The following is a 26,219-nucleotide window of genomic DNA, read 5'->3' on the forward strand; positions in this document are numbered from 1 at the left end:
ATTTAATCATATTATGGTATTTCGAGTCACCAATGCCAACAGATTATCAAATTGTGCTTGAATAAAGACTTGTTTGCCACAAAAACTCCTTTAACGGCGGAGTCTTCAATTTTATGCAACTGCATATTTTTCGATGCCACAAATAAGCACCACTTTTATAAGCGACACAAAACTCATACCATTTTAAATTTTAGATTGAAAAATGGAGAATGAATAACTGCATAAAGGTTTGGATCACCGCCCTACAGTTACCTGGTTTTTTGAAAGTGGTAGCGCCTGTCTGCAGTGACCAAGATTTTACCTTTGATCTTAATCCAATTTTCCAATGAAGCGTGCAAAATGCTGGATATGGGCGATCGCAAAAAAGCACTATTGGCTCTAACACTACTTGTCCCTGCTGCTAGTATTGGTATCATAGCAGGCTTGTATATTGCCCCTGGAAGCTGGGGACAAACACTGTCAGTCTTGTGTCAAGTTTGGTTGCTGGTTTTTCCGATCGCGTGGTCTGTTTTTGTCGATCGCAAAAAGCTGAGTTTCTCCCTACCCAAGCGCCAAGAATTGCTGGCTGGATCTATTTGGGGAATATTCATGTTTGCGGTGATTGTGGGTATCTATAGCCTTTTTGGGCAGCAGTGGATCGATCCTGTAGTTGCTAAAGAAAAATCGTACCAATTAGGTATTACCAGCCGTAATATTTACTTGATTGTAGAAGCATATTTTGTGCTGGTTAACTCGCTGATTGAAGAATTTACTTGGCGGTGGTTTGTCTGCAACAAATGCCAAATTCTCATACCGGGAACAAAAGCAATATTTCTGAGTTCGCTATTTTTCACGATCCACCACATTTTTGTAATAGCAGCTTACAGCGACTGGCAGGCTGTTCTCTTAGGTTCCTTAGCTGTCTTCACCGCCGGGATAATTTGGTCTCAGTCTTATCTGACTTACCGTTCGCTTTGGCCTAGTTATATCAGCCACGCGATCGCAGATTTTGCCCTGGCAAGTATTGGTTGGAAAATCCTCTTTAACTAGCTGCTTTTTCAGCGACTATTCCTGGCAATTGTACAGTAAAATTTGACGTTGGGCCCAACTCACTCTCTAGATTAATCTCTCCCCCCATCATCCGGATGGCGTGCCACTGCCGCAGGCATCGTACACCCTGATAAATTGTAAGCTTTTGCAAGGTATTTGTGGCTGTAGCTGCGCTTCATGCCAACTAGCAGCGACAACTGTTTGCTGGCATTCATGCTGATTGTACTGGGTTCTTGACTGATGGTGTGCAATAATCGAACGTTTATATCTTCCCACCGGCAGATGCTTTCCATTAAGGTATCTGGTTTAAATTCAAAGTTTTGTTTTGCTGGCGATCGCATAATTTTAGCTGCATGAAAACTGGCCAACATATCGCTATCAGCATCGGTGGCCGAGCCCCCAAGAGTACACCGATTGTCATCCGGAATTGCAAACTTAGGAAAAATGATGCTTTCATAACATGAAATTTTTTGTACGCGAAATCGTTTGATACATACCACGAAGTTGCTGCTACTGCTTAGGAGTCAAGGTTTGTACGATATAGGCAGATCCACCTTGAGTATTCCTTTGATCTTTATAGGGTCATTTGATAATTTGCTGCTGAATTATTGTTACGGTAATTACTTAGACAGGAATTGGTCAGTAACGCTACATATACTCTGCCCCGCAGTGGCAGTCTCTTTTGGTAAATTTTTCCGGCGATCGCCTTTTATTAACAAATTTAAAACTCAGGCAGCTAATTAAATTTATATCGGTGAAACTCTATGTTCTGTAGCAGGATTGGGAAACCTATTTTTTCAAACAGCGGACGCATCAACCGGGTTTTTACACGAACATACGACAAGTGAGGGCGAGAGATATCGCTTGAAAAACAGGCTTTATTTCCTCATTCGCACGTCCACGACGGTGATTCGCGCGATCGCGCCCCTGCTGGTATCTGAGAAAACTACCATGTCTGAATCCTGACCAAATAGGATATTGTGTCAAGCAATACCTAGAGGACTGTTACCAAAAAATCCCACCTACCGATGGATGTTTATATCTATTCCAGCGATGGAGGACTCAACATTCTCACGGTAAGAATCTCCCTCTTTAATTCAGTATAAAATTTTGCCAAAGGCGATGTCAATCTACTGAATATTGTTCCAAATGTTACCTTTATTCCACCTTAAAATTTGGGTGACATTCGGTTTACCGTACATCCTTGTCTGTTTGAGACTAAATGATGTAATCTTTAACATACGGTGTTGTCTAGCTTGGTGTTTGTCGCGAGAAAAGCTACTATTTCATGAGGTATCTATCTTCAGGATGAAATTGCGCTTCCCTGCAAATTATCCCTCTAGGAACTGTTTCGCGATCGCATCAATCTTTATTATCAATGCAACGACAGTGAAGTTTTGGCAGATAGATATTGGGGTGTTGCGAACAGTCGGTCGGTTGGATTCTATGTAAACACCAGGAAAGCGGTAATTAATATTCACCCGCCCCTCTTTCCTTTTGGGCTCTAACATCAGTGCTGGTAGCAGTGCCGAATGCGATTCCAAGTCTTAAGCGGGACTTAAAAATGAAAATCACCTTTGTTCTTCCTACTCTGTCTCTAACTGGTGGAATACGAGTAATATCTATTTTCGCAGAACTTTTGAGAAAGCGAGGACACTCCGTGTTCGTCATCTCTGTAGCCCCTCCCCAGCCGAGTATGCGCCAGCAAGTCAAGTCGCTGCTGCGGGGAGGGGGTTGGATTTCCCCACCTGAAAACGAACCCTCATTTTTCGATAACTTAGGTGTAGAACACAAAATTACCGATCGCTACCGCCCGGTAGAAGACAAAGATGTACCTGACGCTGACGTAGTAGTTGCAACCTGGTGGGAAACCGCCGAGTGGGTAGCTAAACTATCTCCTAGCAAAGGAGCAAAAGCTTATTTTATCCAGCACCACGAAATTTTTGACTATCTACCTCAAGGAAGAGTAGAAGCAACTTGGATGCTGCCCATGCACAAAATTACGATTTCTGAGTGGTTAGTTGAGCTAGCTAGGACTAAATATGGCGATCGTCAAGTTTCCTTAGCTCCTCCTACCGTGGACACGAAGCAATTTTACGCCTGTCCTCGCAACAAACAATCGGTTCCTACAGTTGGTCTAATGTACTCTACAGTCTACTGGAAAGGAACTGACATCGCCCTCAAAGCTTTTTCCCTAGCCGCCGAAAAGATCCCCAACCTGCGTCTGGTTGCCTTCGGTACAGAGGCCCCATCCCCGGAATTGCCACTACCGGCAAATGCCGAGTATGTAATTCAACCCGACCAAGACAAAATCAAAGACTATTACAGTAAATGCGATGCATGGCTGCTGGCGAGCCGCTCAGAAGGCTTCGGCTTGCCTATTATCGAAGCAATGGCGTGCCGCACTCCCGTCATCAGTACCCCAGCAGGCGCTGCTCCTGAAATTTTGAGCGGGGGTACTGGCATACTTGTAAGACCTGAAGATCCCCAAGAAATGGCAAAAGCCATAGAGTCTATCTGTCAGTTGCGAAATTCCAAGTGGCAAGCCATGTCTGAAGCCGCCTATGCCAAGGTGAACAATTATACGTGGGAAGATGCCACGGATCATTTTGAAGCGGGCTTGAAAGTTGCTATAGACAAATCTAAACAGCGCGACGTTAAGATAGTTTCGTTTTCTCCCTATGGAAAAATTCCGGTTGGCTAACTGCTGCAATTTGAAATTCGGCGCTACCCGCGTTTTCGGCGCCGGATTTCTGGGCAGAAACTCAATATCCTTTGGTGGAGTGCTTCTGCCACAAGTAAAATAAATTGCCCGTGTCCTGTTTTCTACGCAGCAGTCTCGACACGAATTCTGAGCGCAGCGAGGAAGGAATACTGGTTATAAATTGCTCGGCCAAAATCTGAACAAGAGTGCAACGGAGGTTTTAAGGCTGGCTCCGTTACAGTTTAAACTTGTCTAGTCGTCAAACATCTGCCAATTTGTAAATGGGAAAAGTCCCTGACGACAAAGTAAGATCGATCGGCTCGACTATCGAGTTACGATCGCCTCCAGCACAGATCCGCACCCCGCAGAAAAGCCAAACAAAGGCTGGTAAGTGCCAACTTGCTTTAAGGATAAGGAGGAGTTTTAACCAGTATCAATCTTCAGCATCTATTCAGGAAAATTACTTTTGTCCTGCCTATCCTTAGTCTTAAAGGTGGCATCAGGGTGTTATCTATCTACACAAAACTGCTGCAAAAGAGAGGATACAAAATATTTATTGTCTCTATGCCCCTGTCGCAACCGACTTTAATCCAACAATTGCGATCGCTGCTGAGGGGTAGGGGTTGGCAGTCCGCTCCTAAACACAAAAGTTTAACTTTGACAAGGTGGATGTCGAAAGTCGAGTTATCGAAACCAACCGTCCAATTACTGACCTTGACGTACCTGATGCCGATATTGTCATGGCTACTTGGTGGAAAACTGCCGAGTGGGTGGCAAAACTCTCTCCGAGGAAAGGAACGAAAGTATATTTTTTGCTGCAACATTATGAGGCTTTTGACTACGTACCAAAAGGTCGATTAGAGGCAACTTGGCGGCTGCCGATGCACAAAATCGCTGTAGCCCAGTGGCTAGCCGACATAGCTCGGAATGAATACGGCGATTTGTCTGTATCTCTCGTCCCTCCTACGGTGGACACCAAACAGTTTTACAACCCCCTGTCGCGAGGGAAGCAGCCCCGATGCCCAGGCAAGCAATTAGTTCCCACAGTCGAGCTGTACTATACTACAACTCCTTGGAAAGGCTGCGATATTGCGCTAAAACCTTTCTCTATAGCTGCTAAAAAAATTCCTAACCTTCGTTTAGTTGCATTTGGTTCCGGCCACGATAGTTCTCATCCCAATTTGCTGCGTGAGGGTACTGAGTATAATAAAGAACCTACTCAAGACCAACTAACAGATTTTTACAGCAAATGCGATGCTTGGGTGTTTTCCAGCAGATCCGAAGGCTTCGGCTTGCCAATTTTAGAAACTATGGTTTGCGGCACTCCAGTCACTGGCACTCCTGCTGGTGCGGCTCCGGAACTACTTGCTGGCGGGGGTGGCATACTTGTCAAGCCAGAAGATCCAGAGAATATGGCAAAAGCGATCGAACAGATTTGTCAGTTGTCTGATGCCGAATGGCGCGCAATGTCCGAGACTGCTTTGGAAAGGGTGATAAATTATACTTGGGAGGATGCAACTAATCTCTTCGAGGCGGCACTGTACACTGCTTTGGAACGTTAGGTACAATTAACGAACAAGACGTAAAATTGAGGTTGATGTAAAAGATTGGGGTGGGGCGATCGTTTAAACGAGAAATTTTATCGGGCAATTTGAGTTGTCTTTCTATAATTTTACTGCCAAAAAATACCTATGGTTGCATTAATCCCACTTGCTATGTTCGGCTTTATTCCAGTCGTTTTTTACCTGTTTGTGAGGTTTCCGGCTCAACGGGCAGTAATTATAAGTTTTGTGGCAGCGTGGCTTTTTTTACCGCAAGCTTCTTATCCCATCCCCTCATTGCCACCGTATACCAAAATCTCTGCAGCTTGCTACGGCATTTTGCTGGGGACTCTGATCTACGATACTGCGCGCCTCACATCTTTTAAGCCCGGTTGGCTGGACGTGCCAATGGTAATTTACTGTTTGTGTCCAATTGTTTCACAAGTTAGTAATGGCGGCAGCCCGATTTCTCCGACTATCAACCAAATCGTTACTTGGGGTCTGCCTTATTTTTTAGGACGCTTGTATGTGGGCAATTTAGACGGGCTGCGACAATTGGCGATCGGAATTTTTGCAGGTGGGTTAGCCTACATTCCTTTTACTTTAGTTGAAGGAGTTAGGGGCCCAATTCTCCACCAAATGATTTACGGCGTCAATGCCTTTGACGACTGGGGTCAAGCAAGGCGTTTGGGGGGGTGGAGACCAGTAGTGTTTATGCAGCACGGTTTGATGGTGGGCCTGTGGATGATGACAGCCGCCTTAATTGCTGTTTGGCTGTGGCAAACTGGGACGCTTAAAAAGTTTATGGGCCGTAACATCAAGACTTTAGCAATTATATCAACTATCGCTTTTTTCCTGTGCCGTTCAACTGGCGCCTACAGTTTATTTGTAATGGCGTTGCTAGTATTATACTCTGCCAAGTTTTTTCGCACCTCTTTGCCATTGCTATTTATAATTGGATATATAGTGTTTTATCTGTATGTGGCTGCATCGGGTCAATTTTCGAGCAAAGACGTGATTGGATTCATCAATCAAGTATTTGGCGAAGAACGAGCCGCCTCTTTGAAGTTTAGATTTGACAATGAAGAGATCTTGGGGGAAAAGGCGCGGCAAAGATTTATGTTTGGCTGGGGAGATTCGGGCGGAAACCGCGTGTATAACGAATACGGTGATGATATCTCAGTTACCGACAGCTTATGGATTATTGCATTTGGCGTCAACGGTGCAGTCGGTTTAGTTAGTTTATTTTCTTCCATGTTACTTCCTGTTATCGTCTTTGCCGTATTCAAATATCCCGCCAGAACCTGGTCTAATCCTAAAGTAGCACCTGCCGCCACCCTGGGAATAGCCTTAACTATGTACGTGTTTGACTGTGTTTTGAATGCTATGACTAACCCGATTTTTGCGCTGATTGCAGGAGGAATATCAGGTCTGGTCTTAAAAGCTCCAGAAAGTCTTAAGGCCAAGAAAACCAGTTCCCCACCAAAAAGACAGTCGCTGGTTCACCAAAAATCAGGATGATTTTCGGAAATGCGATCGCTGCTTCACTTCAAGCTTGACACTATCTTGCCACTCCTGGAGACAACAACTAAAAAATCTACCACTTTTGGATGAAATCCAGTTCAGAAGTGGCGAGATAATTCTCACTAGGTTAAAATTTTAATCTCATAAACTCTTTTTTACATTCATTTGCAATGCTTCAACAAGTATTAGCACGGGGTGGCTTTTTTCTTGAAACTGTGTAGCGAGTTATAAACTTAAAAATGGGGTTTATACACTTTTTCTAAAACGAGCTGATTCTTTACATAATCTTTAAAAATACTCACTAGACAGGCAGGGTGTAGGAGGATATACTGATAAAAGTATGTTCACTGAAGCACCCAGGTAGTTAAAACACGAAACTGTATTGTGGGTGATAATAGTTTGAGTTGTAGTTTAATATAAAGCGGGAAGGGCATCATAAATGAAAACAGTTAATTTATTGAATGTCTCGATAGATAACTTGTCAATCACAGAGTTGTTTGAAAAACTCGACTGCGAAGGTGGTGTCGTATTTACACCCAATGTAGACCACTTGATTAAGTTGCAGTATGACCGCGACTTCTATGAAGCTTACAATACATCTACTTATAGAGTCTGCGACAGTCAAATATTGATGTATGCCTCCAAGTTTTTGGGTACTCCTCTCAAAGAAAAAATTTCTGGTTCTGATTTGTTCCCTGCATTTTATATGTATCACAAAGATAACGAGAAGATTAAAATATTTTTGCTAGGAGCTGCTGAAGGTATTGCTAGGAAAGCCCAGGAAAAAATTAACCAAAAAATTGGAAGAGAAATAGTAGTTGAAGCACTTTCTCCTTCTTTTGGCTTTGAAAAAAATGAAGAAGAATGTGAAAAAATAATTGACGAGATAAATAAATCAGGAGCTACAGTTCTCGCTATAGGAGTGGGAGCTCCCAAGCAAGAGAAGTGGTTGATTAAATACAAGAGCAAATTAACACACGTCAAAATATTCTTAGCCGTAGGTGCAACCATTGATTTTGAAGCTGGTTGCAAAGCAAGAGCTCCCAAATGGATGAGCGAAGTCGGCATAGAATGGGCGTACCGACTGTTAAGTGAACCGAGAAGGTTGTGGAAAAGATATTTGATTGAAGGTTTGCCTTTTTTCCGATTAATCTTAGAACAAAAATTAGGGTTTTATAAAATGCCTTTCATGGACAGCAAAACCACCAATCTAAAATGGGAAGGTGGCTCCTAAAAATGGCAGCGACAAATCTCTAGCGTAAATTAAGCTGAGTATCGGAGAAAGTGCGTTTGACTTCCAGGCAAGACTGATGCCATCTGTGGATAGTCCGATCGCACTTTCTCTCAAAATAATTCATTTTTGCTTTCAAATCCAGGTAAAATCGGAAAGAAACATTTTGTGGAAAATCCTAATTAGGGATGCAACGGATGAATCTGCCTTCTTTCTTGTGGTTGTGGAAAATAGCGGCTTGGTCAATGGGTGTTTCCCTGTTGGCTTACCTGTTGCTGGCCGTTACTGGAACGTGGATGTTTGCCGCTAGGAGTACCAAACAACCGCGCCCAAAATGGCTGCGTCCCTTTCATTTAGCCACTGGTGCGGGGATGGCAACTTTGGTAATTTTACTGCTGGGAATTGGTGTAGTCGGTACGCTAGGATACTACGGCAATTTGGGTCACTCGGCTCATTTACCGGCGGGGTTAGCTGTTGTCGCTTTGGTGTTGGTTTCTGTTGGAAGCGGGCTGCAAATTGGTCCTAAACATCCTTGGGCCCGTCCCCTCCACATCGGTACTAATTTGGCCTTGTTTGGGGGATTTGTGACTGTGTTGCTCACAGGATGGACGATAGTACAAAAGTATTTGCCGAAAGTTTGAAACCTGTCTATTTGGCCTCAAACTATACCAAATCTGCCAGGGAAACCATATATGTAAGGTGCGCCACAGCGCACCCTAGGTTTAATTTTTTTGCGTGAGTCCGCTTTTTGTGATGAATTCTAAAATATGCTGGGCGGTAGTCTGTGGCTTTTCTAAGTGGGGAACGTGCCCGCAATCGGGTATCCAAATTAGTTGAGAATTGGCGATCGCCCTTGCAAACTTTTCAGCATCCGCCGTCCCCAAAATCCGGTCTTGTTTCCCCCACAAAATCAGCGTCTGTTGCGGAATTTGTGATAATTTTTCCCCAAAACCACCGTAACCGCCGCTTTTGGTAAACGCAATTAAAGCTTGATTCCAGTTGGGCATTTCCAAGTGTAAAGCGGCACAAGTTTGAGCGTCTAGAGAAGCCAAATTTTTATCGAAATAAGCATTGACGCTAATTCGCTGGCGAATTTTGGGATTGCGTAAAAATGAAGTTGCCAGATATCCTAAAGGAGGAATTAAAAACTTTCCCTTATTAGAACTGATGGCAAAACCTGCACTATCTATTAACACTAATTGTTTTACAGCTTCGGGATAATTGAGAGTGAAATCAATTGCTGCTGCACCTCCCATTGAAGCACCGACTAAGATTACAGGCTGCGAAATTAGCGTTTTCCAAAAATAGTAAAGGTGACTTTCAATTGCCCTCGCGCTGAATGCCAAACCTGCCGGCCTTTCTGTAAAGCCAAAACCCAACAAATCAACGGCCCAAGTTTCATTTTTGGCAGCCAGCAGCGGCAACAGGCGGCGGAATTCAAACAAGGAACTGTCGAAGCCATGAATTAGCAAAATTGGTGTGTTGCCGCTGCCTTGGCGCACGTAGGTTGTGGCAATTGGGTCAGAAGATAGGGGAGTTGTAATTGCCTCTCGTTGAATGCTTTGGGCTAAGGCTATTGAGGTAGATTCTGTGAGTTGTGCGATCGATTTTGGGAGAAAACTTGCTGGCATAATTCTTGATAAATTGTGAATCGGTAGGGACGGTGCCACTGTGTTCGCCCTCACATTTAAGTATATATGCTTGCTAGATCGCTATTTTAGGAGTTGGGGCGAGTCATTAAAATTAGATCGATACTCAGTATCCCTCAGCCCAGGCTTAGGTTTGTCGTGCGATCGCCAATATAGCAATTCTCAATTGCCCGCAATACAGTAAGGATACGGCACCGTGCCTACGGAATATGTGTATTGCACTCAACAGGATAAGGTTTACCGCTGCGTGCGTACCCTAAAAAATGCAATAGAGGCGGGTTTTAGCCGAATTTGTCGATCGCAAAAATCCGTCTCAAACTCGCCCCAAATGACAACAGTGAACAATTAACTGACTAATTCTTCGCCCCAACGCCAACATACATAATCGACTGATCCTCATTAATTTTGATTTTAAACAACCCAGACTTTTTGTAATCCATATAGTTAGCTAGATTAGATGTTAGAGTTTGAGATACTTGTTTGAAAATACCCGCCGAAGGAAACACCTGCTTTCCGCGTGTAAAATCTTCCCAAAACCCGTGCATTGCGGCTAACATAGCGCCAATTTCGCCAAACATATCAAAACCTTTAATTTGAATATTGCCAAAACCAATATCCTGCATTACCACAGATAGTTCCTCCGGGGTAATAAATTTTTCCCAATCGTGAACGCCCCGCCTAATCTCCTGCAAAATATTTTCCATCAGCCCAATCATCACAATTTGCGAGGAAAAAGTTCGGTTGATTGTATCAAAAAAGAACAGTCCCCCAGGCTTCAGAATCCTGTGTACCTCAGACACAACTTTTTTGTAATCGGCCACGTGTTCCAAAACATCCACGCAGATGACAACATCAAAGGTATTGTCGTCGTAGGGCATATTTTCGGCAAAACCTTGCCTGTAGTCAATCTCAAAACCGCTGGTAACTGCGTGATTTTGAGCTGCTACAATACATTTTTCCGATCGATCTATTCCAGAAACAATAGCGCCTCTCTCGGCCATAAACTCGCAAGAAAAGCCGCCGCCGCACCCGACATCTAAGGTTTTCAGCCCTTGCCAATTAGTCGCGTGTCTGTCGAAAAACTCAAATCTGGGTTTGTTTAGATGGTATAAAGCATAAATTTTAGCATTTTCGTCCCACCAATTATCGGCATTTTCCTCATAAAATCCTAAATCATTTTTTACTTCTGTTTTCTGCACGATTTTCTCAGTCCTGATTAGTGGAAAATATATATGGCGATTGCACATTTGCGGGATTTTATAGGACGCCAATACACCTAATTTTTGTAAAAAAACCCGAGGTTTCGTGGCAAATTCGCAGGCAGACACCAGGTTCCTGAATCAGCGCGCGTAAGTTCTATTTTATCGTTAGTTGTGAATCTCCCCAGTTTTTTATTATAATAGCTCTGGCACAAATTTCAACAAGATGGATCGCGTTTCTATTATCATCCCAGCCCTTAACGAAGCGACTTGTCTGCAACGCACCCTCCGCCAACTCAGCATTCTTAATCCTCCCGCTTGGGAAGTGTTGGTGGTAGACGGCGGCAGTCAAGACGAAACAGTGACGATCGCACTTTCCGCCGCCACCCGCGTTATTTCTAGCAGTATAGCGGGACGATCCCTGCAAATGAACTTAGGTGCTCAAGTCGCCACCGGTGAAATTCTGTGCTTTCTGCACGCCGATACTTTAGTTCCCGATGACATTGTAGCAGTCATCCATAAAACATTGTCCGATGCCAAAATTGTGGGCGGCGGGTTTATCTCCCTGATGACTGGTTCGCAGCAAACAAGATGGGGTTTTTCCCTCCACAATTACCTGAAAACTTATTACGCGCCGCTGTTATTTCGACCTCATTTATTTGTCCAAGGATTGCGCCTGCTGTTTGGCGACCAAGTTATTTTTTGTCGCCGTACCGATTTTTGGGAATGCGAGGGTTTTGATGCTGCGCTGCCAATTATGGAGGAAGCGGATTTGTGTTTGAAGTTAGTGCGCCGGGGGAAACTTAAGTTAGTCAATCGGGTAGTGGAAAGTAGCGATCGGCGAGTTGCGAATTGGGGCGAATTTAAAGCTATTGCGATCTATCTTTCGATTGGTTTTTTGTGGGGTTTTGGCGTTTCTCCAAGGTATCTCAAGCAGTTTTATGAAGACATCCGCTGAAACACCAAATTTGATTAAACTCCCAAAATGTACTGCCTGTAATTTTTGGGAAAAAGTTTTTCCAACAGGTAAATAATTGCCCAACAACCTAACAAAGTCCCGTAACTAAAAAGCCGAGCTTCAATAGGGGATTTACCGCGTCAATAAACTTATAAAACACTAACAACACATATTTCACTACTGTCGAATCCAGGAGATATATAGAGAATGAATAAGCAGCCAATATTTTGACTAACCCCGATGCTCTACTGGGAAGTGCGATACTCTTAGAAAATGCGAGGATCGATAATACGAACAAAATTGCGTATCCTTGAGCAGATAGTTTAAAAAACGATCCGAGAAACCATGTCTCCGAATTAACTCCACTTATCAGGTAATATTCCCAAATGCTAGCTAGATAAAATGCGAAAAAAAATCTACCTAAATTAGGTAGACTTTTAGAAATGTTCAACAAATGAGTTCACTGTGGGCTAACCGTTGTTGTGATGGATGTGCGACGTAGAAACACTATCCAACTGATCGCGCCCGTTGCGGATCACGCGCAGCATATCGCTCAACTTGTGCTCGATATTATCCAGCACTTGGTCGGCATAATCGTCGGCTCCGTTTTGAATTTCCTCGCATTCAGCCATCGCCCTGACTCTCATCTCTTCCAATTCCTCTTGGGCCTGGTAGCGAATTTGTTCGACTTCCGCCAGCGTGGCCTGCTGAATTGCCTCACAGTCGAGCAAAACTTGCTGCCGCAACTGATCTGCCTCTATCTTCGCCTGCTGCAGCAGGCCCATATCGTTTAAAATTTCTGCTGCTCTCTGTTCTGCTGCTTCTATCACTTCCTGAGCGTAAAGTTCCGCCTCTTGAAGCAAGTCGTCCTTGTGCCGAATGATCGTCTCGGCTTCCTGAAAAGCGATGGGCAAATTTAGCCTCACCAAGTCTAACTGATCGAGCAACTGTTCTTCATCCACCAGAGTGCGTCTGGTCATGGGAATTCGTGGACTGTCGAGAACAATTTCCTCAAGCCGATTCAATTCCCGCTGGATGTCTACTCCTGCGGTTCGGGTGGGGTCTCCGAAGGCGGATGTGTTCTGAGGCGATTCGTTCTCAGTGCCGCGTCCGGTACTGTCGGGTTCGATGCGAGTTGGTTCCTGCTGGCGTAACATTTGTAAATATCTAGGGCGACGTGTTTCGGAACAAGATGATCTACGGAGCCACCAAACTTGGCTATTTCTTTAACTACACTACTACTTAAAAAGCTGTACTCGTTAGAAGTTGCCAAAAAAACTGTTTCAATTTCGCCCAGAAGGGTTTTATTGGTGTGGGCCATCTGGAGTTCCATTTCAAAATCTGTTAGTACCCGGAGCCCCCGCAGCAGCACTTTGGCTTGTCGAATCTTAGCATAGTTTACTGTCAAACCCTCAAAACTGTCTACTTCTACATTTGGCAAGTGTTGGGTAGAGCGCAGGATCTGCTCGATCCGTTCCTCTACGGTGAAGAGAGGGGTTTTGCTGGGGTTTCTGACTACCGTAACAATTACCCGGTCAAACAGTTTAGATCCCCGCTCGATAATGTCTGCGTGACCGAAGGTAATGGGGTCAAAGCTGCCTGGATAGATTGCAATCACGAGTTTGGCTCAACGGAGTGGGGGGAAGTGGGGGAAGGGGAGATTGGGTAGAGTGGGGCAGTGGGAGAGTGGGAGAGTGGCAAAGCCGGAGATGTGGAAAATCTTCCTTCTTCCCTCTTCCTTCTTCCTTCTTGCCTCTACTTTTTCATGGAATGAGCTTTGTAGAAAGTTTCGAGGCTTTGCTTGTCGCCGACAAACCGCCAATGCCAAGGCTCATAACTGACGCCTTGGCGATTGTTTTTGGGGAAGGACATCTCAAAACTGAAGGCCACGGCGTTGGCTTCTAACCACTTGAATGCTTGGGTATTTTCAAAACTGGGGCTGAGGTTGGTATCCGGGGCGCTGCCGTCGCCGATGTCGATCGCGTAACCTGTGTGGTGTTCGCTGTAACCTGGAGGGGCGCTGACTTCGGCTCTCTTGCTGGCGTTTTGCCTGCGTTCGGCTTTCACGTCAAAAAATACGTGCTGTTGGTCTTCCAGGGAGCGAAAGCCGGATATGGGAGCGAAGTAGATGCCTGATGCGGCGGCGGCGTTGGCCATTTCTTGATATTTTGCTGCTGCTGAGGTGCGGAGTTTGACGCTACCGTCGGAGGTGACGCCTACCAAGTCTTTGGCTGGTGCTTCTGGGTACGGCAAGTGTCCCAGGAGGTTGTCTGGGGTTGTGGGGACTTTAGGGGTGCTAGCTGGACTCGCGACAGACGGAGACGCGGAACTTGTCGGCGCTGAGTTTTGTTGAGTTTGCTCTGCCTGACTGGTGGCTGGGAACAAGTTAAAGTTGAGGTGCAGCCAGATGCTGACCCCACAGGCTAGTGCGGCCAACCCTAGCAGTTTCCAAATCAGCCCTTTTTTCTTGGACTGACTCTGCCCTGCTTCTGGGTATGGGTGGTCTCGCACTGCTTCGGGAATTTCGTCGGCGACAAGCTCCGAGGCTTGCGGGGGTTTTCTTGACAGACTAGCGTTATCCAAGCCAGCTCCACTCCTGCACTTCAATAAGGCTCAACGTTAAAAATTGTAGACCGATATGGGCGATCGAACAGCTACAATTGCCGCTGAGAATATATCATCTCTTTCAGACTTCGCCCCGTCCCATCCGCCAACTCTCGCATCTGTTGCTTGGGCCCACAGTCGATCGTCCCTGCGAGGCAGAACTGGTTGGCGCTGGTAGCGCTGGTTTATTTTAAGTGTAATTTGTTACTGTTCCACAAAATCCCAGAATTCTTCGATCGAGACATCAAACGTCCGGGCCAATTTTAGCAGAGCACCGATGTCAGCCATTACCATACCGGGCGATCGGGCATAAGTTTTAACAGTATTGTAGGATACCCCGGAGCGATCGGCTACTTCCTTTAGCGATCGCGGTTCGAGCGCCGTTAAGGTCTAATTAGTAGCTTAAGGCTCGATCACCCCAAATCAAATATTACCAACTTTGGTCAACTCAGCAGCACCAACAGAACCTTCGTCTTCCGCTTTCTCCCCTTCATGAACCGCAACTGTTAACTTCAATCCCAGAGCATTCAGCCAATGGGCTAAAGCATAAATTGTCGCACTTCCTTCTCCCGACAACAAAACATCTAATTTTTCCAAATGCACTTTAGCATCCTCAGCAGACATATTTGGTTCGCCAAGAGCCTCAAATACATTGCTAAGTGCGAGTTCCAGCAAACCAGGTTCAAGCTCTTCGTCTTCCAAATGCGCTGTTAAATAAGCCGCAGCGTGTATTTTATCCTTGAGCGCTTCTATCAGATAGCCCTGGTAACTATCGCTGGTTGGCATTTTCGCGTTCTCCATATTCTTTCCAATACTCATACGCTTTGCGGATATCTTGATTCTTGAGTGCTTTTATCCCCACCGCAGAGAAGAAGAACTATTGTTGACCCCAATTGTCCGAAGTACACGCGATACCCCGGCCCAAAATCAATTTTTAATTCGCAGACTCCTTACCCAACAGACTTGCTGTTTCCTAAATTCCCTAAGCGAACTCGGTCAAGCCTTTGCTCAATTTTAACTACCGCACTCAAATCTCGCAGGGAACTAAGCCACTCTGCGAAAGGATTTCTACCGTCTGAGGTAATATAACGTCTAATTTCCCTCGGTTGTACTTCCATAAAGTCGATCGTACTTGCACCCTCATCTTAATATCGGCGATCGCCCCGTATCCAACCTTCTTCACCTGGGCCAACTCAAGATCACCGATCGAAAAAAACTCTGCCGTCAGGCGGGGTGTAACGCTCCATTTCCCTGGATTGCGCTTCCATAATCTTGATTCTAGCCACGATCGCACTCCAATCTTAAAGCCGCGCCCGATCGGCCCTTGACTCCATGCGCTACAATTATTAAGAAATCTTTAGTTAGATCCGTTTAACGTTCCAGACGCATTATGAGTCTTCCCATTCGCAACGTCGCCATCATTGCTCACGTCGATCACGGCAAAACCACCCTTGTGGACGCTCTCCTCAGACAGTCCGGGATCTTCCGCGAAGGGGAAGAAATCCCAGATTGCGTCATGGACTCCAACGACATCGAGCGCGAACGTGGCATTACCATCCTTTCCAAAAACACCGCCGTCAGGTACGGAGAAACCCTGATCAACATCGTCGATACCCCCGGACACGCGGACTTCGGCGGAGAAGTCGAACGAGTTCTCGGCATGGTTGACGGCTGTCTGCTGATCGTAGACGCCAACGAAGGCCCGATGCCGCAAACCCGCTTCGTGCTCAAAAAAGCCTTAGAAAAAGGACTGCGCCCGATCGTCTTTGTCAATAAGATCGATCGCGAGCGAGCCGACCCCCACAAAGCCGTCGATAAAGTTTTGGATCTGTTCCTCGAACTAGGTGCTGACGACGATCAGTGCGAATTTCCCTATCTCTTCGGTTCCGGCTTAAGCGGTTACGCCAAAAAACACCTCGAAGACGAAGGGGTAGATATGAAGCCCCTCTTTGAAGAAATCCTCGACCACGTACCACCCCCCGTCGGCGACCCCAACAAGCCACTACAACTGCAAGTAACCACCTTAGATTACTCAGAATACGTCGGTCGCATCGTCATCGGCCGCATCCACAACGGCACGATTAGAATCGGTCAACAAGCAGTCTTAATCACCGAAAGCGGCGCGATTGTCAAATCAAAAATTACCAAATTGATGGGCTTTGAAGGCCTGAAGCGGATTGATATCCCAGAATCTTCTGCTGGTAATCTTGTCGCCGTTGCTGGTTTTGCTGATGCGTATATTGGCGAGACAATTACCTGTCCCAACGACCCGCAAGCGCTGCCTTTAATCAAAGTAGACGAACCAACTTTGCAGATGACTTTCTCTGTGAACGATTCGCCGTTCTGCGGTCAAGAAGGTAGTTTGGTAACATCTCGGCAAATTCGCGATCGGCTAATGCGAGAACTCCAAACCAACGTCGCCTTGCGCGTCGAAGAAACCGAATCTCCCGACAAATTCCTCGTATCCGGCCGTGGCGAACTCCACCTCGGAATCCTGATCGAAAATATGCGTCGCGAAGGATACGAATTCCAAGTATCCCAGCCGCAAGTAATCTTCCGCGAAATCGGCGGTCGTCCCTGCGAACCCTTTGAATGTTTGGTGTTAGACGTACCCGAAGAAGCAGTCGGCGGCTGCATCGAACGCCTCGGTCAGCGGAAAGCAGAAATGCAAGATATGCACGTCAGCAGCACGGGCCGCACGCAAGTAGAATTTTCAGTTCCCGCCCGCGGTTTGATCGGGTTCCGAGGCGAGTTTATGCGCTTGACTCGCGGCGCTGGAATTATGAACCACAGCTTCCTCGACTATCGCCCCCTCGGCGGAGAAATTGTCGCCCGTCGCAACGGAGTATTGATTTCCTTTGAAGAAGGAGTTGCAACTACTTATTCACTGAAAAATGCTGAAGACCGCGGCGTATTTTTCATTACCCCTGGAACAAAGGTTTACAGAGGGATGATTATCGGAGAAAACAACCGAGATGATGACATGGAGCTGAATATCTGCAAGTCGAAGCAGTTGACAAACCACCGCGCATCTGGCGGTGAAGAATTGGCGCAATTGCAAGCACCAGTCGATATGAGTTTGGAGCGCGCTTTGGAGTACATCGGCCCGGATGAATTGGTGGAAGTAACACCGAAATCAATTCGCTTGCGGAAGGTTTCTAAGAAGTTGGTAAAACGCTAAAACAAATTGTAGGGTGCGCCGAATAGCACCTTACATTTTATAGGCAAAACATATTGTAGGGTGCGTATTGCGCACCTTATTTTTTATGGCAAAAAACCTGCCCGATCTTAAAAAAATTATATATTATCCAAAGTACATGGCTTTTTTAAGTAATCTTTTGCTGGGAGTCCAATTCTTTCAGCATCTTTATATATCCATAGCAACCCGAAACAATAAGAATGTTTTTTAACCGCAAATAAACGCAGATAAAACACCATCAGCGTCCATCTGTGTTCATCCGCTAATATCTGCGGTTGCAAAATTCCCATCTAACTAATTGGCTATAATCTATATGGTTGATATCAGAATAATTTGCAAATAACTCAGTTGGTTTTACAGAATGGGCTATTTATTTTATTATTGATTTCTATATCATAGTCGGCCTTTTCTGTCAATTGGCAGAGCGGGCTGATGCCGGATCGCGCGATCGACTAATTGCCACAATATGTTTTAATTTATATTTGAGCAAAATCCAAACAAAGCCAGCCATGAGTCCTAAATCAATAGCCGTAATCAACTTCAAAGGCGGTGTCGGAAAGACCACCGTCACTTGGAGTCTGGGAAATATTATATCCCAAGGAACAGACTTAGAAGTCTTGATGTTAGACTTAGATCCGCAAATGTCGCTCACAGAGGCGATCGGACTTAACGAAAATACAGGTCATTTAGATGACAAGTTTGGTAAGTGGTACGAAAAATCTCTCAAGCATAGACTTACAATTTACGACGCTCTAGAAGTCTTTAAAAAAGCCGGACAGAATTTTAAATTTCCAGTTGGTTTCGAGACCATTTATCAGATTGACGAACAGTTGCATTTTGTCCCTTCAGTTGAAGAATTGTATTGGTTAGATATCGATGGATTTGAGGGAAAAAGTGTTAAAGACTTCATCCGCAGATTCATCGGCAAAATCGCCAACTCTCCCAATCTCCCCAAATACGACTTGATGCTTTTTGACTGTTCGCCTTCCTTCAGTCTCCTCACCTACAGCGTACTCTCTTGCTGCGACTTAATATTAATTCCCGTCAATCCCGATTATTTTGGTTCTAGGGGATTGAGTTTAGTTTTAAACTCGCTTCAGAAGCGGATTGAGCCTTATCCGTTTCCCAAGATAGCAGTCTTTATGAATAAAGCTAAAACCTATGGAGGATTGCTGACAAATGAAGTTCAGTTTTACATGAGAGAAGTAAAGAGACTTTGCGATGAGATATCAAAAGATAATAACATAGAAGTTAGATTTTTAGAATCGACTATTCGCGAAAGCGTCGGGCTAAAACGGGCGATTAATGAGGGAGAACTGCCGCGAGAATTAGTTAGAGAATTTGAAAAACTATGGCGCGAGTGTGAGGAGTATCTGAAATGAGTAAAAAAGAAATTTTGGCTGCTTCCGAACAAGAAAGCGGGGGGTTAGTTGAGGAAATTGGCGAACTTAAGGAAATCTTGCGGGACGTTTCTAGAAAATTAACCAGGCTTGAAACTCAAGTCAAGCGGGGAGTGATTTCTGCTGGCTCAAAAAGTTCGGATATTTCCAGTAGTGCTGATGTTAATAAACCTGCTAATTTATCGGCGAGAAATGTTCTAGAAGTTTATGAAGAACTGCGTTTACAAGCTAAGAAGGGTAATGAAGAAGAGGTGAGGCAAAAGTTGTTGGCAATGAGTGCAACTGACTTGAACTTGATGTGTTGCGAGTTAGGGATGCCGCCCAGCAGCAAGAATCCGTCCCGCAAAAAAATGTTCGAGCTAATTATTGGCAGAATTAAACAGAGTTTGAGGCTATCGAGACATATCGACAGACAAACACTTTGAATCGGGCATTGCGAATTGGGCATTGGTAATAGCTTGGAATTAGAATTTGCCATATCCCCGCAGGACTTTAAGAAGTCGGAGATATGAGGACTGAAGACTGTGAAAATTTAAAAGTAAGGAGATGATATTGACAAAATGCTTTTGAATAAATTATTGCGACTTAGTTCGATCGCCCTCATCTCCCTAACACTCTTAATCAGCTTGTTTTTGAGCCTTCACAGCCCTCCCCCAACCGCAACCCAAAAACCAAGGATACTAGCGTTTACCGCCCTCCAGATGCGCGGCAGCGAGCCCAGATCCAATTTATTTGCGGTCAATGCTACCAGTTCCGCTCGCCGCAAACTTACACCTAATATAGATGTTAGCGCTCCCCTAGTGTGGTCGCCCAACGGTCAGCGACTGGCTTTCGTGAGTGGCGATACCGACATTTATACAGTCAATGCTGACGGTTCTCGACTAACTAAACAGTTTGCTGAGGGTGGTTGCAAAGCACCTAATTTTGAAATAGCTTGGTTTTCCAACAGCCAGAAACTTGTTTTTGCCCGTTCATGCGACGGTTTTACCTCTGATGCTCCCGGTAGCCAATCACTTTATATAAGCGACAGTTCTGGCATTAAAGGAACTAAATTAGTTAGGGAATTGGAAGTAGGAGGAGAGCCGCCTCAAACGGAAATTTCATCGGAATTTTACCTTTCTCCGGACGGTCAGCAAGTAGCATTTGTCAAAGATAAAAATATTTACAAAATGAATGCCGACGGTTCGGGAATGACCAAACTAACTAAAAGTCCCGGCGAATATATATCTGGCGGCAGTCAACTTGTTTGGTCGCCAGATCGCACAAAAATTGCTTTCCTGTTCGGCGCTTATCCGAAACAGCAAATTTACACAATTAATGCCGATGGAACCAACCTCAAAAATTTGACTAACAATCCGCAAAATGAGGTTTACAACGTCAAACTATTTTGGTCTCCAGACAGCAGCCGCATTGCTTACTATTATAATAAACCCGGCGATTCAGCAGGTGAACAGCAAGATATCTACCTGCTAGACATTAACCGGGAAACAGCCAAGAACCTCACCCAACAACCCAGAAACTACGATGAACTTTCGTGGTCGCCGGATGGCCAATTTATGGGTTTCGTCGCCGGAGAGTTCAATAATCAAAAACTCTACACAATCAATGCTGACGGGAACCAGCTAAATCAACTAGCTACCCGGCTAAAACCGTCGGGAATTTCCGAATTAGCTTGGTCTAGTGACAGCCAGCAAATCGCTTTTATATTTAACGAAATCCAAGGAGAAAAAAGCAACTTGTATGTAATTAATCGCGATGGTTCGGCCTTGAATAAATTGACAAACGACCAGGATTTGAATGCTAGCCATCCGGTTTGGCAACCGCAATAAAGTTAAGAGCAACAATATGCTGTAGGGGTGGGTTTTAGCACAGATAAACCCATAACGGTGGGCTATCTTTGCACCGCCTTGGAGCGAAAGCTGGTTACTGAACAAGAAAGAATCCACCAAACTCAACACTCAAAACTATTCTCAAATTGGGGAAGATGCAATAATTTTTTTCTCCTTTAATGGCTGGTGAACTTGCAATTCATTTGACTCAACTTCCTGGTGTTTTTCATCCTGCACCTGTTTATCAATTTTGGGCAACTTTAAAATCGCCCCAGCTAAAACCCAATAATACACGGACACTGGATCTACATCCAGCGGATAGTATTGAGTATTGATCGTAATAAATGCAACAAACACCCAAAAACTAGCTCCGTAACTCCGCAAACTTTTGTCCTTGACTGATCTGTAAGCTCTAAAAGTTAGAAAAGCTAAGTGTAAAAGCATGAGCTGAAAACTAATCATTCCCGGATAACCGAGTTCGTATATCAACTTAGGTTGGAAAGTTTCAATTAGCTGCGTGGCACCAAATATTCGCGTTGAATTAGTGGCTCGTCCCACACCTCTACCGAAAGGTCTGTCAATGATAAAATTGTTGCTCTGCTCGAACTGATTAAAGAGAAACTGCTGGGGCGGTGCAGCATTCCAGCGCCTAACAAAACTCTCCCACCGCTGCTCGATAATTCCCGGGTTAATAGCTGCACCGACAAACAGCAGAATCGCCAGTCCGGCACCAATGGGAATAAATCGTTTTAAATTAACTAATTGACCGGTGAGAACTAGCAGGATTGCCGTAGCCAGGGGAACCATAACTAAAGCAGCTCTTTGACCGGAAATAACTGCATTGGCAAATACTAACGCCATGCCAAATAAACCGATAACTCGCCACCAGAATGAAGGGTCGCAAAAGGCAGAGGCAAAGGTTAAAAAAGCATTAGAAATTAAAAACCACGCCCACTGCCAAGGCGCGACAAAAGTTCCCGGCAAGCGGACCATCTTGACTTCTGGACTGAACACCAAAGAACCGCCGACAAAACATCTAGCTTCCAGCGTTGCTTTATATAATTCGGCTCCGGTCATTCCTCTGGTTCCTGCACACTTTCCACTTTGCAGCAACAGGTACTGAATCAAACCGAGAAGGCAGCAAACGATAGCCAAAACGATGTGCATTCGACTAAAAAATACCAAATCCTTCTTAGTGCGGAGCAGATAATAGGTACAAGCAATCAGCGGTATGTAACCTATCAATACTTTTAATCCGAGAATTCCTTGCAGAATTGGTTTGTCGCCCGCCCTAGGGTTGAGCTGCATCTCCCCGTTGACAAAAATTAAAGTCAGCATTGCCATCATCAACAGGATGCTGAAGGTAGAAAGCATTTGTTTGGGAATGAACAGGCGCAACTGTTTCTTTTTGCAGCTTTGAATTAGGGCGATGAGGGCTGGTATGTAGAAAGCATCTTTGGCTACTTGAAATGCAGCATTTCCGCCGCCAATTGCGTAAGTAATTGTACCACTCAAAGGCAGGTAAATTAGAAAAGTCCACAAAGCTTGACGGGGGTATTTGTAGGAAAGCAGCAAGATGGCTGCGGCTGCGCCTCCTGCAATAGCAATCTTAGGGCCGGCTACGAACAACAGGGGGATGCTGAGAGCAACGGTGACTAAGCAGCTTATGGCGATCGCCTGCACCAATTCATTGCGCTTTTCTGAAATTTTGCGTTTTTGTGCAGCTACTTCTTTTTTGCTGAGTGCTGTTGTTTTTTCGCTGGGCTTGTGTTTGGATTTCTTGGATTTGCGCTTGGTTTTCAGCATATAGCAGAAGGAAGAAGGAAGAGGGAAGAAGCAAGAAGGAAGAGGGAAGAGGGAAGAGGAAGAGGGAAGAGGGAAGAGGAAGAGGGAAGAAGGAAGAGGGAAGAAGTAAGAAGGAGGGAAGAAGGAAGAGGGATTTAGTTGCCTAAGAGAGAAAGAAGAAGTAATCGACCCATTATGTTTCTGCAATTAACAAAGTCCTCCCGTGAGGGCAGTTCCTATAATTTTTATAAGGTACTTATGTTGAAGGCGGAAGACACTCTGATGTAGAAGGCTGGAGATGTAGAAGGTAGAAGACAGAAGGAATATAAGCGAAAAGATTTCGGCAGATGTCGTTACTTATTTTTAAAGTCAAGAGCGAGAAAAAGTCTCGGTCGAGATTGTGGGTGTGACGCGGGCACAAATTATACGGGCGACCTTGTAGAATATAACGGCTGCATCTATAATGTACAAAAATGTACAAATCTAGAAAAAATAATTTTAATGTAGCGGTGAATATGAAATTAACAAAATTTGTATCGCTCGGGATTGTCCTATTTTTAGGAGCAAGCGGGAGCATATTATCTAGCAGCAGTAGAGCATTAGGGGCAGAAAAAGTGGTTCTCACCTTGGGCCCGATCAGACAAGCCATCAATGTCAGCGACTTAGAAGACTTTGCTAAAGACGGCACGACCACGCCAACCCTCCAACAAATTATCCGGTTCTCCAAAATGGACGCGCAAATACTGCGGGGGTTCATGGGTTTAGAAATTGGTTTAAAGCCTGCTAATCTGGCGAGGGTAGTTTACAGCACCCCAGGAGAAAAAATCACTGACGACATCGGTCAAGCCATTCGGACTCAGCGCCGCACAGAAAGCGGGAAAGCTTTGCGGGCAGCGGTGATCCTGGCATCGGGGGATGACGGTAAGGTATCGCTGCTGGAAATCCTGAAAAAGTATCCTCTCAACGAGGTTTACGTAGATGTTGCCAGCCTTCGCACCGCTGTTGGGAAAGTTCAGAGTATAGCTGGAACTCTGCGAAGCCTGCTTCAAGATGTGACGAGATCGACAACTCGCACCGAAACTCCGATCGAACCTCGCCGCAGCGTACAGCCAACAACTCCGCCTCCAGCGCCGCGCCGCGCCGCCCCCTTGCCAGCACCCGCACCGCAGCCGGTGACGCCGGTCAGAGGGCTTTGGTAAGAAAATCATAAATGTGTCCTAAAGGCGGGTTGAAACGGCTGTTGTGGCATTCTATTGACACTTTTGAGACCAAACCCGCCCCCGCCCTACCCCTATCCCAACCCCCAAAAGGGTTAGGACTTTTGTGAAAACTCCCAAAGCAATCAATTTTTCTTTAGCAATTTTTTGAGCAACTTAGGAATCTCTGAAGGTCGAGCCGCCACAGGTATGTCCGCCTCTTCAAAGGCAGCCATTTTGTTTGGGGCCGTAACTCCAAAGGCTTTTTGGGCAGCCGCCCGAGAACTGATCAGGATGCCGGCGTGGCCCAAAGACGGCCCCTTGGGAGCGTAGCGGCCGGCCAGATAAGCAACCACGGGTTTGTCGATCGCCGAAGCGATGTAAGAAGCAGCAGCTTGTTCACTCCACCCGCCAACTTCCCCCACCAAAACCATCGCTTCGGTACTGTCGTCTTCGTCCAAAATTTGCAGCCACTGCATAAAAGAAGAACCCACAATCGCATCGCAGCCAATACAAACCGCCATCGACTGTCCCAACCCAGCCTCCGTTAGTTCTAGGGCAACTTCGTAAGTCAAAGTGCTGCTGCGGCTGATCACTCCCACCGGGCCGGGAGTGTAAAATTCCTTGGGGTGAGTTCCCAGCAGCAGTTTGTCGGGTACAATAATCCCCGGACTGTTGGGCCCGATTACCAAAGTTTCGGTGGCTTCTGCTTTTCTGACTAAGTGCACCATATCCAGAGGAGGCACTCCCCCAGTAACGATCGCGATTTGCCGAATTCCTCCGGCGATCGCTTCTAAAGCAGCATCCAGCACCGAGTAAGCGTCTACCAAAATTACCGCAGTGTCAACGTGACCCACTGCCGCCACTGCTTGTTCTACCAAATCAAAAATCGGAATTCCCTCCACTTCCAGCCCCCCCCGACCGGGACTAACACCGGCGACTACATTCGTGCCGTATGCTTTCATCATCAGGGCGGCGCGGGTTGACGCGGGAGATTCTGTAATGCCCTGTACTAGGACTTTGCTTTCAGGAGTTAAATTCATTTTTTCCCACTTGACACTCGATCTGTAAAAAGCAGAAGGCCTTCATCTGTACAGAAATCTCGTTGTTTGCCGATCGACTGCCACTACTTGACGGAGGATACAGAAGCGGCCGCGGCCTCATCCAAAGTGCTAGCTAGCTGCACCGGCAACTGTCCCAAACGCTTTTTAACAGCATCAGCATCGATCTCTACCAGCCGGAGTACAACTTGGATGTGGCGGTTAGCGCGAGCTTTCCGTTCCAAATAGCCGGCTACTGCAGCGATTATTTCCTCGGTCTTGGAGGCGCTGCCCAAAATATTTACAAGTATCACCTTAACGCTTTTATCCTGAGCGACTAACTCCAGACCCAAATCCGCGCGATCGCGCAGCGCATTTGCTGCATCGTAGCGGTCTAGGGAACCAATATTCACAAAATTAGCTGGTTTTCCTCCTTGGTGGGTTACAGCATCTAGAGTTGCCATTGTCAGGCCCACTCCGTTGCACAAAATTGCGATATTCCCGTCTAGTTCGATTAATTGCAGGGATTCGGAATTCGAGATTGGGGATTTAGATTTGGGGTCAAACTCCGGCAACTGCTGAACCTTCGAGTGGGAATGGGAGCGATCGCCAGAGGTATGGGGGCTTCTCCTTTCCCGTGCCAACCCGCTGCTTTGCCTCTTCCCTGAGAGTGTGGCCAAATCTGGATGTCGCCCCAAGGCATCGTCGTTGGCGGTGACTTTACCGTCTAAAGCCATTACCTCTCCCGTAGGACTGATGCCGAGAGGATTTATTTCTACTAAATCTAAATCTTTTTCGACAAACAGCCGGTACATTTTTTCGACAATGGTGCTCACCGATTGAATCAAGTCTCCCTGCAATCCCATTTTCAGCGTGAGACGCCTCGCGTAGAATGGGGAAAATTCTTGATCTACGGCAACTTGCTGCATTTGCTCGATCGACCCTTCGACATCCATACCTCCTTGTCTCGATCCCAGAAGCACCGGGCGGCGGGCTACGGGGTCTAGGAGTACCGCTAAGTACAATTCTTGGTCAGCGTTGTACTTTGCTTCTGCCAGTAGAACTTGGGGATATTCATCCTCGATCGGCAAATTAAAAATTGTTTGAGCGGCAGCTACTGCATCGATCGTATTTTCGACAAACTTGATACCGCCCGCCCTGCCCCGTCCCCCAGCCCGCACTTGCGATTTGAGTACAACTGGGTAGGGAATTTTCAATCCTTTGAGGTCGGCGGGATTGTCAATCCGCTGCGACGGCAAAATCGGAATTGCCATCTGGCGAAATAAAGATTTAGCTTGGTACTCTAACAAATCCATTATCAATTACGGGTG

24 protein-coding genes and 2 pseudogenes are annotated in these 26,219 nt (G+C 45.7%); 13 read left to right on the forward strand and 13 right to left on the reverse strand.

The window, feature by feature from the left end; translation table 11 throughout:
- Positions 1-303: 303 nt before the first annotated feature.
- A complete protein-coding gene (locus tag QUA27_RS10275) occupies positions 304-1,029 on the forward strand; it encodes a CPBP family intramembrane glutamic endopeptidase (RefSeq protein WP_333067789.1) in 726 nt (241 codons plus the stop codon).
- 71 nt (positions 1,030-1,100) lie between these two features.
- Here the strand turns inward: QUA27_RS10275 and QUA27_RS10280 are convergent, their stop codons facing one another.
- On the reverse strand, positions 1,101-1,529 hold the full coding sequence (locus tag QUA27_RS10280) for a hypothetical protein (RefSeq protein ID WP_333067790.1): 429 nt from the start codon (positions 1,527-1,529) through the stop codon (positions 1,101-1,103).
- Positions 1,530-2,593: 1,064 nt separating this feature from the next.
- On the opposite strand from QUA27_RS10280, the gene QUA27_RS10285 reads away from it, so the two are divergent.
- The 5 genes from QUA27_RS10285 to QUA27_RS10305 all read left to right on the forward strand — a co-directional run bounded on the left by QUA27_RS10285 (position 2,594) and on the right by QUA27_RS10305 (position 8,670).
- Positions 2,594-3,733: a glycosyltransferase family 4 protein gene (locus QUA27_RS10285; RefSeq protein WP_333067791.1), complete on the forward strand. Its 1,140-nt coding sequence runs from the start codon at positions 2,594-2,596 to the stop codon at positions 3,731-3,733.
- Positions 3,734-4,398: 665 nt separating this feature from the next.
- Positions 4,399-5,295: a glycosyltransferase family 4 protein gene (locus tag QUA27_RS10290; protein ID WP_333067793.1), complete on the forward strand. Its 897-nt coding sequence runs from the start codon at positions 4,399-4,401 to the stop codon at positions 5,293-5,295.
- A gap of 129 nt (positions 5,296-5,424) precedes the next feature.
- Positions 5,425-6,795: an O-antigen ligase domain-containing protein gene (locus tag QUA27_RS10295; RefSeq protein WP_333067794.1), complete on the forward strand. Its 1,371-nt coding sequence runs from the start codon at positions 5,425-5,427 to the stop codon at positions 6,793-6,795.
- 442 nt (positions 6,796-7,237) lie between these two features.
- Positions 7,238-8,032 (forward strand): WecB/TagA/CpsF family glycosyltransferase, encoded by a 795-nt coding sequence (locus tag QUA27_RS10300; RefSeq protein WP_333067796.1) that lies wholly within the window; start codon positions 7,238-7,240, stop codon positions 8,030-8,032.
- A 194-nt stretch (positions 8,033-8,226) separates the two neighbouring features.
- Complete coding sequence (locus QUA27_RS10305; protein WP_333067855.1) at positions 8,227-8,670, forward strand: DUF4079 domain-containing protein; 444 nt, start codon at positions 8,227-8,229, stop codon at positions 8,668-8,670.
- 81 nt (positions 8,671-8,751) lie between these two features.
- Here QUA27_RS10305 and QUA27_RS10310 read toward each other — a convergent pair whose 3' ends face one another.
- The gene (locus QUA27_RS10310) at positions 8,752-9,660 is read right to left on the reverse strand and encodes an alpha/beta fold hydrolase (protein ID WP_333067798.1); all 909 of its coding nucleotides are present in this window, start codon (positions 9,658-9,660) and stop codon (positions 8,752-8,754) included.
- A 371-nt stretch (positions 9,661-10,031) separates the two neighbouring features.
- A complete protein-coding gene (gene ubiG / locus QUA27_RS10315) occupies positions 10,032-10,877 on the reverse strand; it encodes a bifunctional 2-polyprenyl-6-hydroxyphenol methylase/3-demethylubiquinol 3-O-methyltransferase UbiG (RefSeq protein WP_333067800.1) in 846 nt (281 codons plus the stop codon).
- A 226-nt stretch (positions 10,878-11,103) separates the two neighbouring features.
- Between ubiG and QUA27_RS10320 the strand changes: the two genes are divergently transcribed.
- On the forward strand, positions 11,104-11,835 hold the full coding sequence (locus QUA27_RS10320) for a TIGR04283 family arsenosugar biosynthesis glycosyltransferase (protein WP_333067802.1): 732 nt from the start codon (positions 11,104-11,106) through the stop codon (positions 11,833-11,835).
- 470 nt (positions 11,836-12,305) lie between these two features.
- On the opposite strand, the gene QUA27_RS10325 is transcribed toward QUA27_RS10320, so the two are convergent.
- From QUA27_RS10325 to QUA27_RS10335, 3 genes are all read right to left on the reverse strand, one after another.
- Complete coding sequence (locus tag QUA27_RS10325; RefSeq protein ID WP_333067804.1) at positions 12,306-12,992, reverse strand: DivIVA domain-containing protein; 687 nt, start codon at positions 12,990-12,992, stop codon at positions 12,306-12,308.
- Positions 12,875-13,453: a pantetheine-phosphate adenylyltransferase gene (gene coaD, locus QUA27_RS10330; protein ID WP_333067806.1), complete on the reverse strand. Its 579-nt coding sequence runs from the start codon at positions 13,451-13,453 to the stop codon at positions 12,875-12,877. Before coaD ends, QUA27_RS10325 begins: the two co-directional genes overlap by 118 nt.
- A gap of 137 nt (positions 13,454-13,590) precedes the next feature.
- Positions 13,591-14,418: a M15 family metallopeptidase gene (locus tag QUA27_RS10335; RefSeq protein ID WP_333067807.1), complete on the reverse strand. Its 828-nt coding sequence runs from the start codon at positions 14,416-14,418 to the stop codon at positions 13,591-13,593.
- A gap of 55 nt (positions 14,419-14,473) precedes the next feature.
- Between QUA27_RS10335 and QUA27_RS10340 the strand changes: the two genes are divergently transcribed.
- Positions 14,474-14,617 (forward strand): hypothetical protein, encoded by a 144-nt coding sequence (locus QUA27_RS10340; protein ID WP_333067808.1) that lies wholly within the window; start codon positions 14,474-14,476, stop codon positions 14,615-14,617.
- A 26-nt stretch (positions 14,618-14,643) separates the two neighbouring features.
- Here the strand turns inward: QUA27_RS10340 and QUA27_RS10345 are convergent.
- From QUA27_RS10345 to QUA27_RS10360, 4 genes and pseudogenes are all read right to left on the reverse strand, one after another.
- A pseudogene (locus tag QUA27_RS10345) lies at positions 14,644-14,793 on the reverse strand (helix-turn-helix domain-containing protein); the annotation flags it as partial.
- A gap of 69 nt (positions 14,794-14,862) precedes the next feature.
- The gene (locus QUA27_RS10350; protein WP_333067809.1) at positions 14,863-15,225 is read right to left on the reverse strand and encodes a transcriptional regulator; all 363 of its coding nucleotides are present in this window, start codon (positions 15,223-15,225) and stop codon (positions 14,863-14,865) included.
- Positions 15,209-15,557: pseudogene (locus tag QUA27_RS10355) on the reverse strand (type II toxin-antitoxin system RelE/ParE family toxin). The gene QUA27_RS10350 and the pseudogene QUA27_RS10355 overlap by 17 nt, the downstream one beginning before the upstream one ends.
- Positions 15,467-15,733, reverse strand: a complete 267-nt coding sequence (locus QUA27_RS10360; RefSeq protein ID WP_333067861.1) for a hypothetical protein — start codon at positions 15,731-15,733, stop codon at positions 15,467-15,469. Before QUA27_RS10360 ends, QUA27_RS10355 begins: the two are co-directional and overlap by 91 nt.
- A 96-nt stretch (positions 15,734-15,829) precedes the next feature.
- Between QUA27_RS10360 and typA the strand changes: the two genes are divergently transcribed.
- The 4 genes from typA to QUA27_RS10380 all read left to right on the forward strand — a co-directional run bounded on the left by typA (position 15,830) and on the right by QUA27_RS10380 (position 20,867).
- Positions 15,830-17,620 carry a translational GTPase TypA gene (gene typA / locus QUA27_RS10365; protein WP_333067811.1) on the forward strand — a complete coding sequence of 597 codons (1,791 nt, stop codon included), beginning with the start codon at positions 15,830-15,832 and terminating at the stop codon, positions 17,618-17,620.
- Positions 17,621-18,147: 527 nt separating this feature from the next.
- Positions 18,148-19,020, forward strand: a complete 873-nt coding sequence (locus tag QUA27_RS10370) for a ParA family protein (protein ID WP_333067813.1) — start codon at positions 18,148-18,150, stop codon at positions 19,018-19,020.
- Positions 19,017-19,463, forward strand: coding sequence for a hypothetical protein (locus QUA27_RS10375; protein ID WP_333067815.1), 447 nt, complete (start codon positions 19,017-19,019; stop codon positions 19,461-19,463). Before QUA27_RS10370 ends, QUA27_RS10375 begins: the two co-directional genes overlap by 4 nt.
- Before the next feature lie 135 nt (positions 19,464-19,598).
- Positions 19,599-20,867, forward strand: a complete 1,269-nt coding sequence (locus QUA27_RS10380) for a TolB family protein (protein ID WP_333067817.1) — start codon at positions 19,599-19,601, stop codon at positions 20,865-20,867.
- A gap of 141 nt (positions 20,868-21,008) precedes the next feature.
- Here the strand turns inward: QUA27_RS10380 and hpsL are convergent, their stop codons facing one another.
- The gene (gene hpsL / locus QUA27_RS10385; protein WP_333067818.1) at positions 21,009-22,673 is read right to left on the reverse strand and encodes a hormogonium polysaccharide biosynthesis protein HpsL; all 1,665 of its coding nucleotides are present in this window, start codon (positions 22,671-22,673) and stop codon (positions 21,009-21,011) included.
- Positions 22,674-23,167: 494 nt separating this feature from the next.
- On the opposite strand from hpsL, the gene QUA27_RS10390 reads away from it, so the two are divergent.
- Positions 23,168-23,851 (forward strand): alpha/beta hydrolase, encoded by a 684-nt coding sequence (locus QUA27_RS10390; RefSeq protein ID WP_333067820.1) that lies wholly within the window; start codon positions 23,168-23,170, stop codon positions 23,849-23,851.
- A 143-nt stretch (positions 23,852-23,994) separates the two neighbouring features.
- Here QUA27_RS10390 and QUA27_RS10395 read toward each other — a convergent pair whose 3' ends face one another.
- Positions 23,995-24,891, reverse strand: coding sequence for a succinate--CoA ligase subunit alpha (locus tag QUA27_RS10395; RefSeq protein ID WP_190737145.1), 897 nt, complete (start codon positions 24,889-24,891; stop codon positions 23,995-23,997).
- 83 nt (positions 24,892-24,974) lie between these two features.
- On the reverse strand, positions 24,975-26,204 hold the full coding sequence (locus tag QUA27_RS10400; protein ID WP_333067823.1) for an ATP-grasp domain-containing protein: 1,230 nt from the start codon (positions 26,202-26,204) through the stop codon (positions 24,975-24,977).
- Positions 26,205-26,219: the final 15 nt, after the last annotated feature.

This window comes from Microcoleus harperi Pol14_C6 (assembly GCF_036701295.1).
Taxonomy (GTDB): domain Bacteria; phylum Cyanobacteriota; class Cyanobacteriia; order Cyanobacteriales; family Microcoleaceae; genus Microcoleus.

Excerpts from the sequence above, each read along its gene's own strand:
- QUA27_RS10305 (WP_333067855.1), top strand. The coding sequence starts at position 8,227 with ATGAATCTGCCTTCTTTCTTGTGGTTGTGGAAAATAGCGGCTTGGTCA.
- QUA27_RS10285 (WP_333067791.1), top strand. The coding sequence starts at position 2,594 with ATGAAAATCACCTTTGTTCTTCCTACTCTGTCTCTAACTGGTGGAATA.
- QUA27_RS10300 (WP_333067796.1), top strand. The coding sequence starts at position 7,238 with ATGAAAACAGTTAATTTATTGAATGTCTCGATAGATAACTTGTCAATC.
- QUA27_RS10310 (WP_333067798.1), bottom strand. The coding sequence starts at position 9,660 with ATGCCAGCAAGTTTTCTCCCAAAATCGATCGCACAACTCACAGAATCT.
- QUA27_RS10380 (WP_333067817.1), top strand. The coding sequence starts at position 19,599 with ATGCTTTTGAATAAATTATTGCGACTTAGTTCGATCGCCCTCATCTCC.
- QUA27_RS10340 (WP_333067808.1), top strand. The coding sequence starts at position 14,474 with ATGGGCGATCGAACAGCTACAATTGCCGCTGAGAATATATCATCTCTT.
- QUA27_RS10320 (WP_333067802.1), top strand. The coding sequence starts at position 11,104 with ATGGATCGCGTTTCTATTATCATCCCAGCCCTTAACGAAGCGACTTGT.
- QUA27_RS10325 (WP_333067804.1), bottom strand. The coding sequence starts at position 12,992 with ATGTTACGCCAGCAGGAACCAACTCGCATCGAACCCGACAGTACCGGA.
- QUA27_RS10375 (WP_333067815.1), top strand. The coding sequence starts at position 19,017 with ATGAGTAAAAAAGAAATTTTGGCTGCTTCCGAACAAGAAAGCGGGGGG.
- QUA27_RS10395 (WP_190737145.1), bottom strand. The coding sequence starts at position 24,891 with ATGAATTTAACTCCTGAAAGCAAAGTCCTAGTACAGGGCATTACAGAA.
- QUA27_RS10350 (WP_333067809.1), bottom strand. The coding sequence starts at position 15,225 with ATGCCAACCAGCGATAGTTACCAGGGCTATCTGATAGAAGCGCTCAAG.
- typA (WP_333067811.1), top strand. The coding sequence starts at position 15,830 with ATGAGTCTTCCCATTCGCAACGTCGCCATCATTGCTCACGTCGATCAC.
- QUA27_RS10295 (WP_333067794.1), top strand. The coding sequence starts at position 5,425 with ATGGTTGCATTAATCCCACTTGCTATGTTCGGCTTTATTCCAGTCGTT.
- QUA27_RS10390 (WP_333067820.1), top strand. The coding sequence starts at position 23,168 with ATGAAATTAACAAAATTTGTATCGCTCGGGATTGTCCTATTTTTAGGA.
- QUA27_RS10400 (WP_333067823.1), bottom strand. The coding sequence starts at position 26,204 with ATGGATTTGTTAGAGTACCAAGCTAAATCTTTATTTCGCCAGATGGCA.
- QUA27_RS10370 (WP_333067813.1), top strand. The coding sequence starts at position 18,148 with ATGAGTCCTAAATCAATAGCCGTAATCAACTTCAAAGGCGGTGTCGGA.
- hpsL (WP_333067818.1), bottom strand. The coding sequence starts at position 22,673 with ATGCTGAAAACCAAGCGCAAATCCAAGAAATCCAAACACAAGCCCAGC.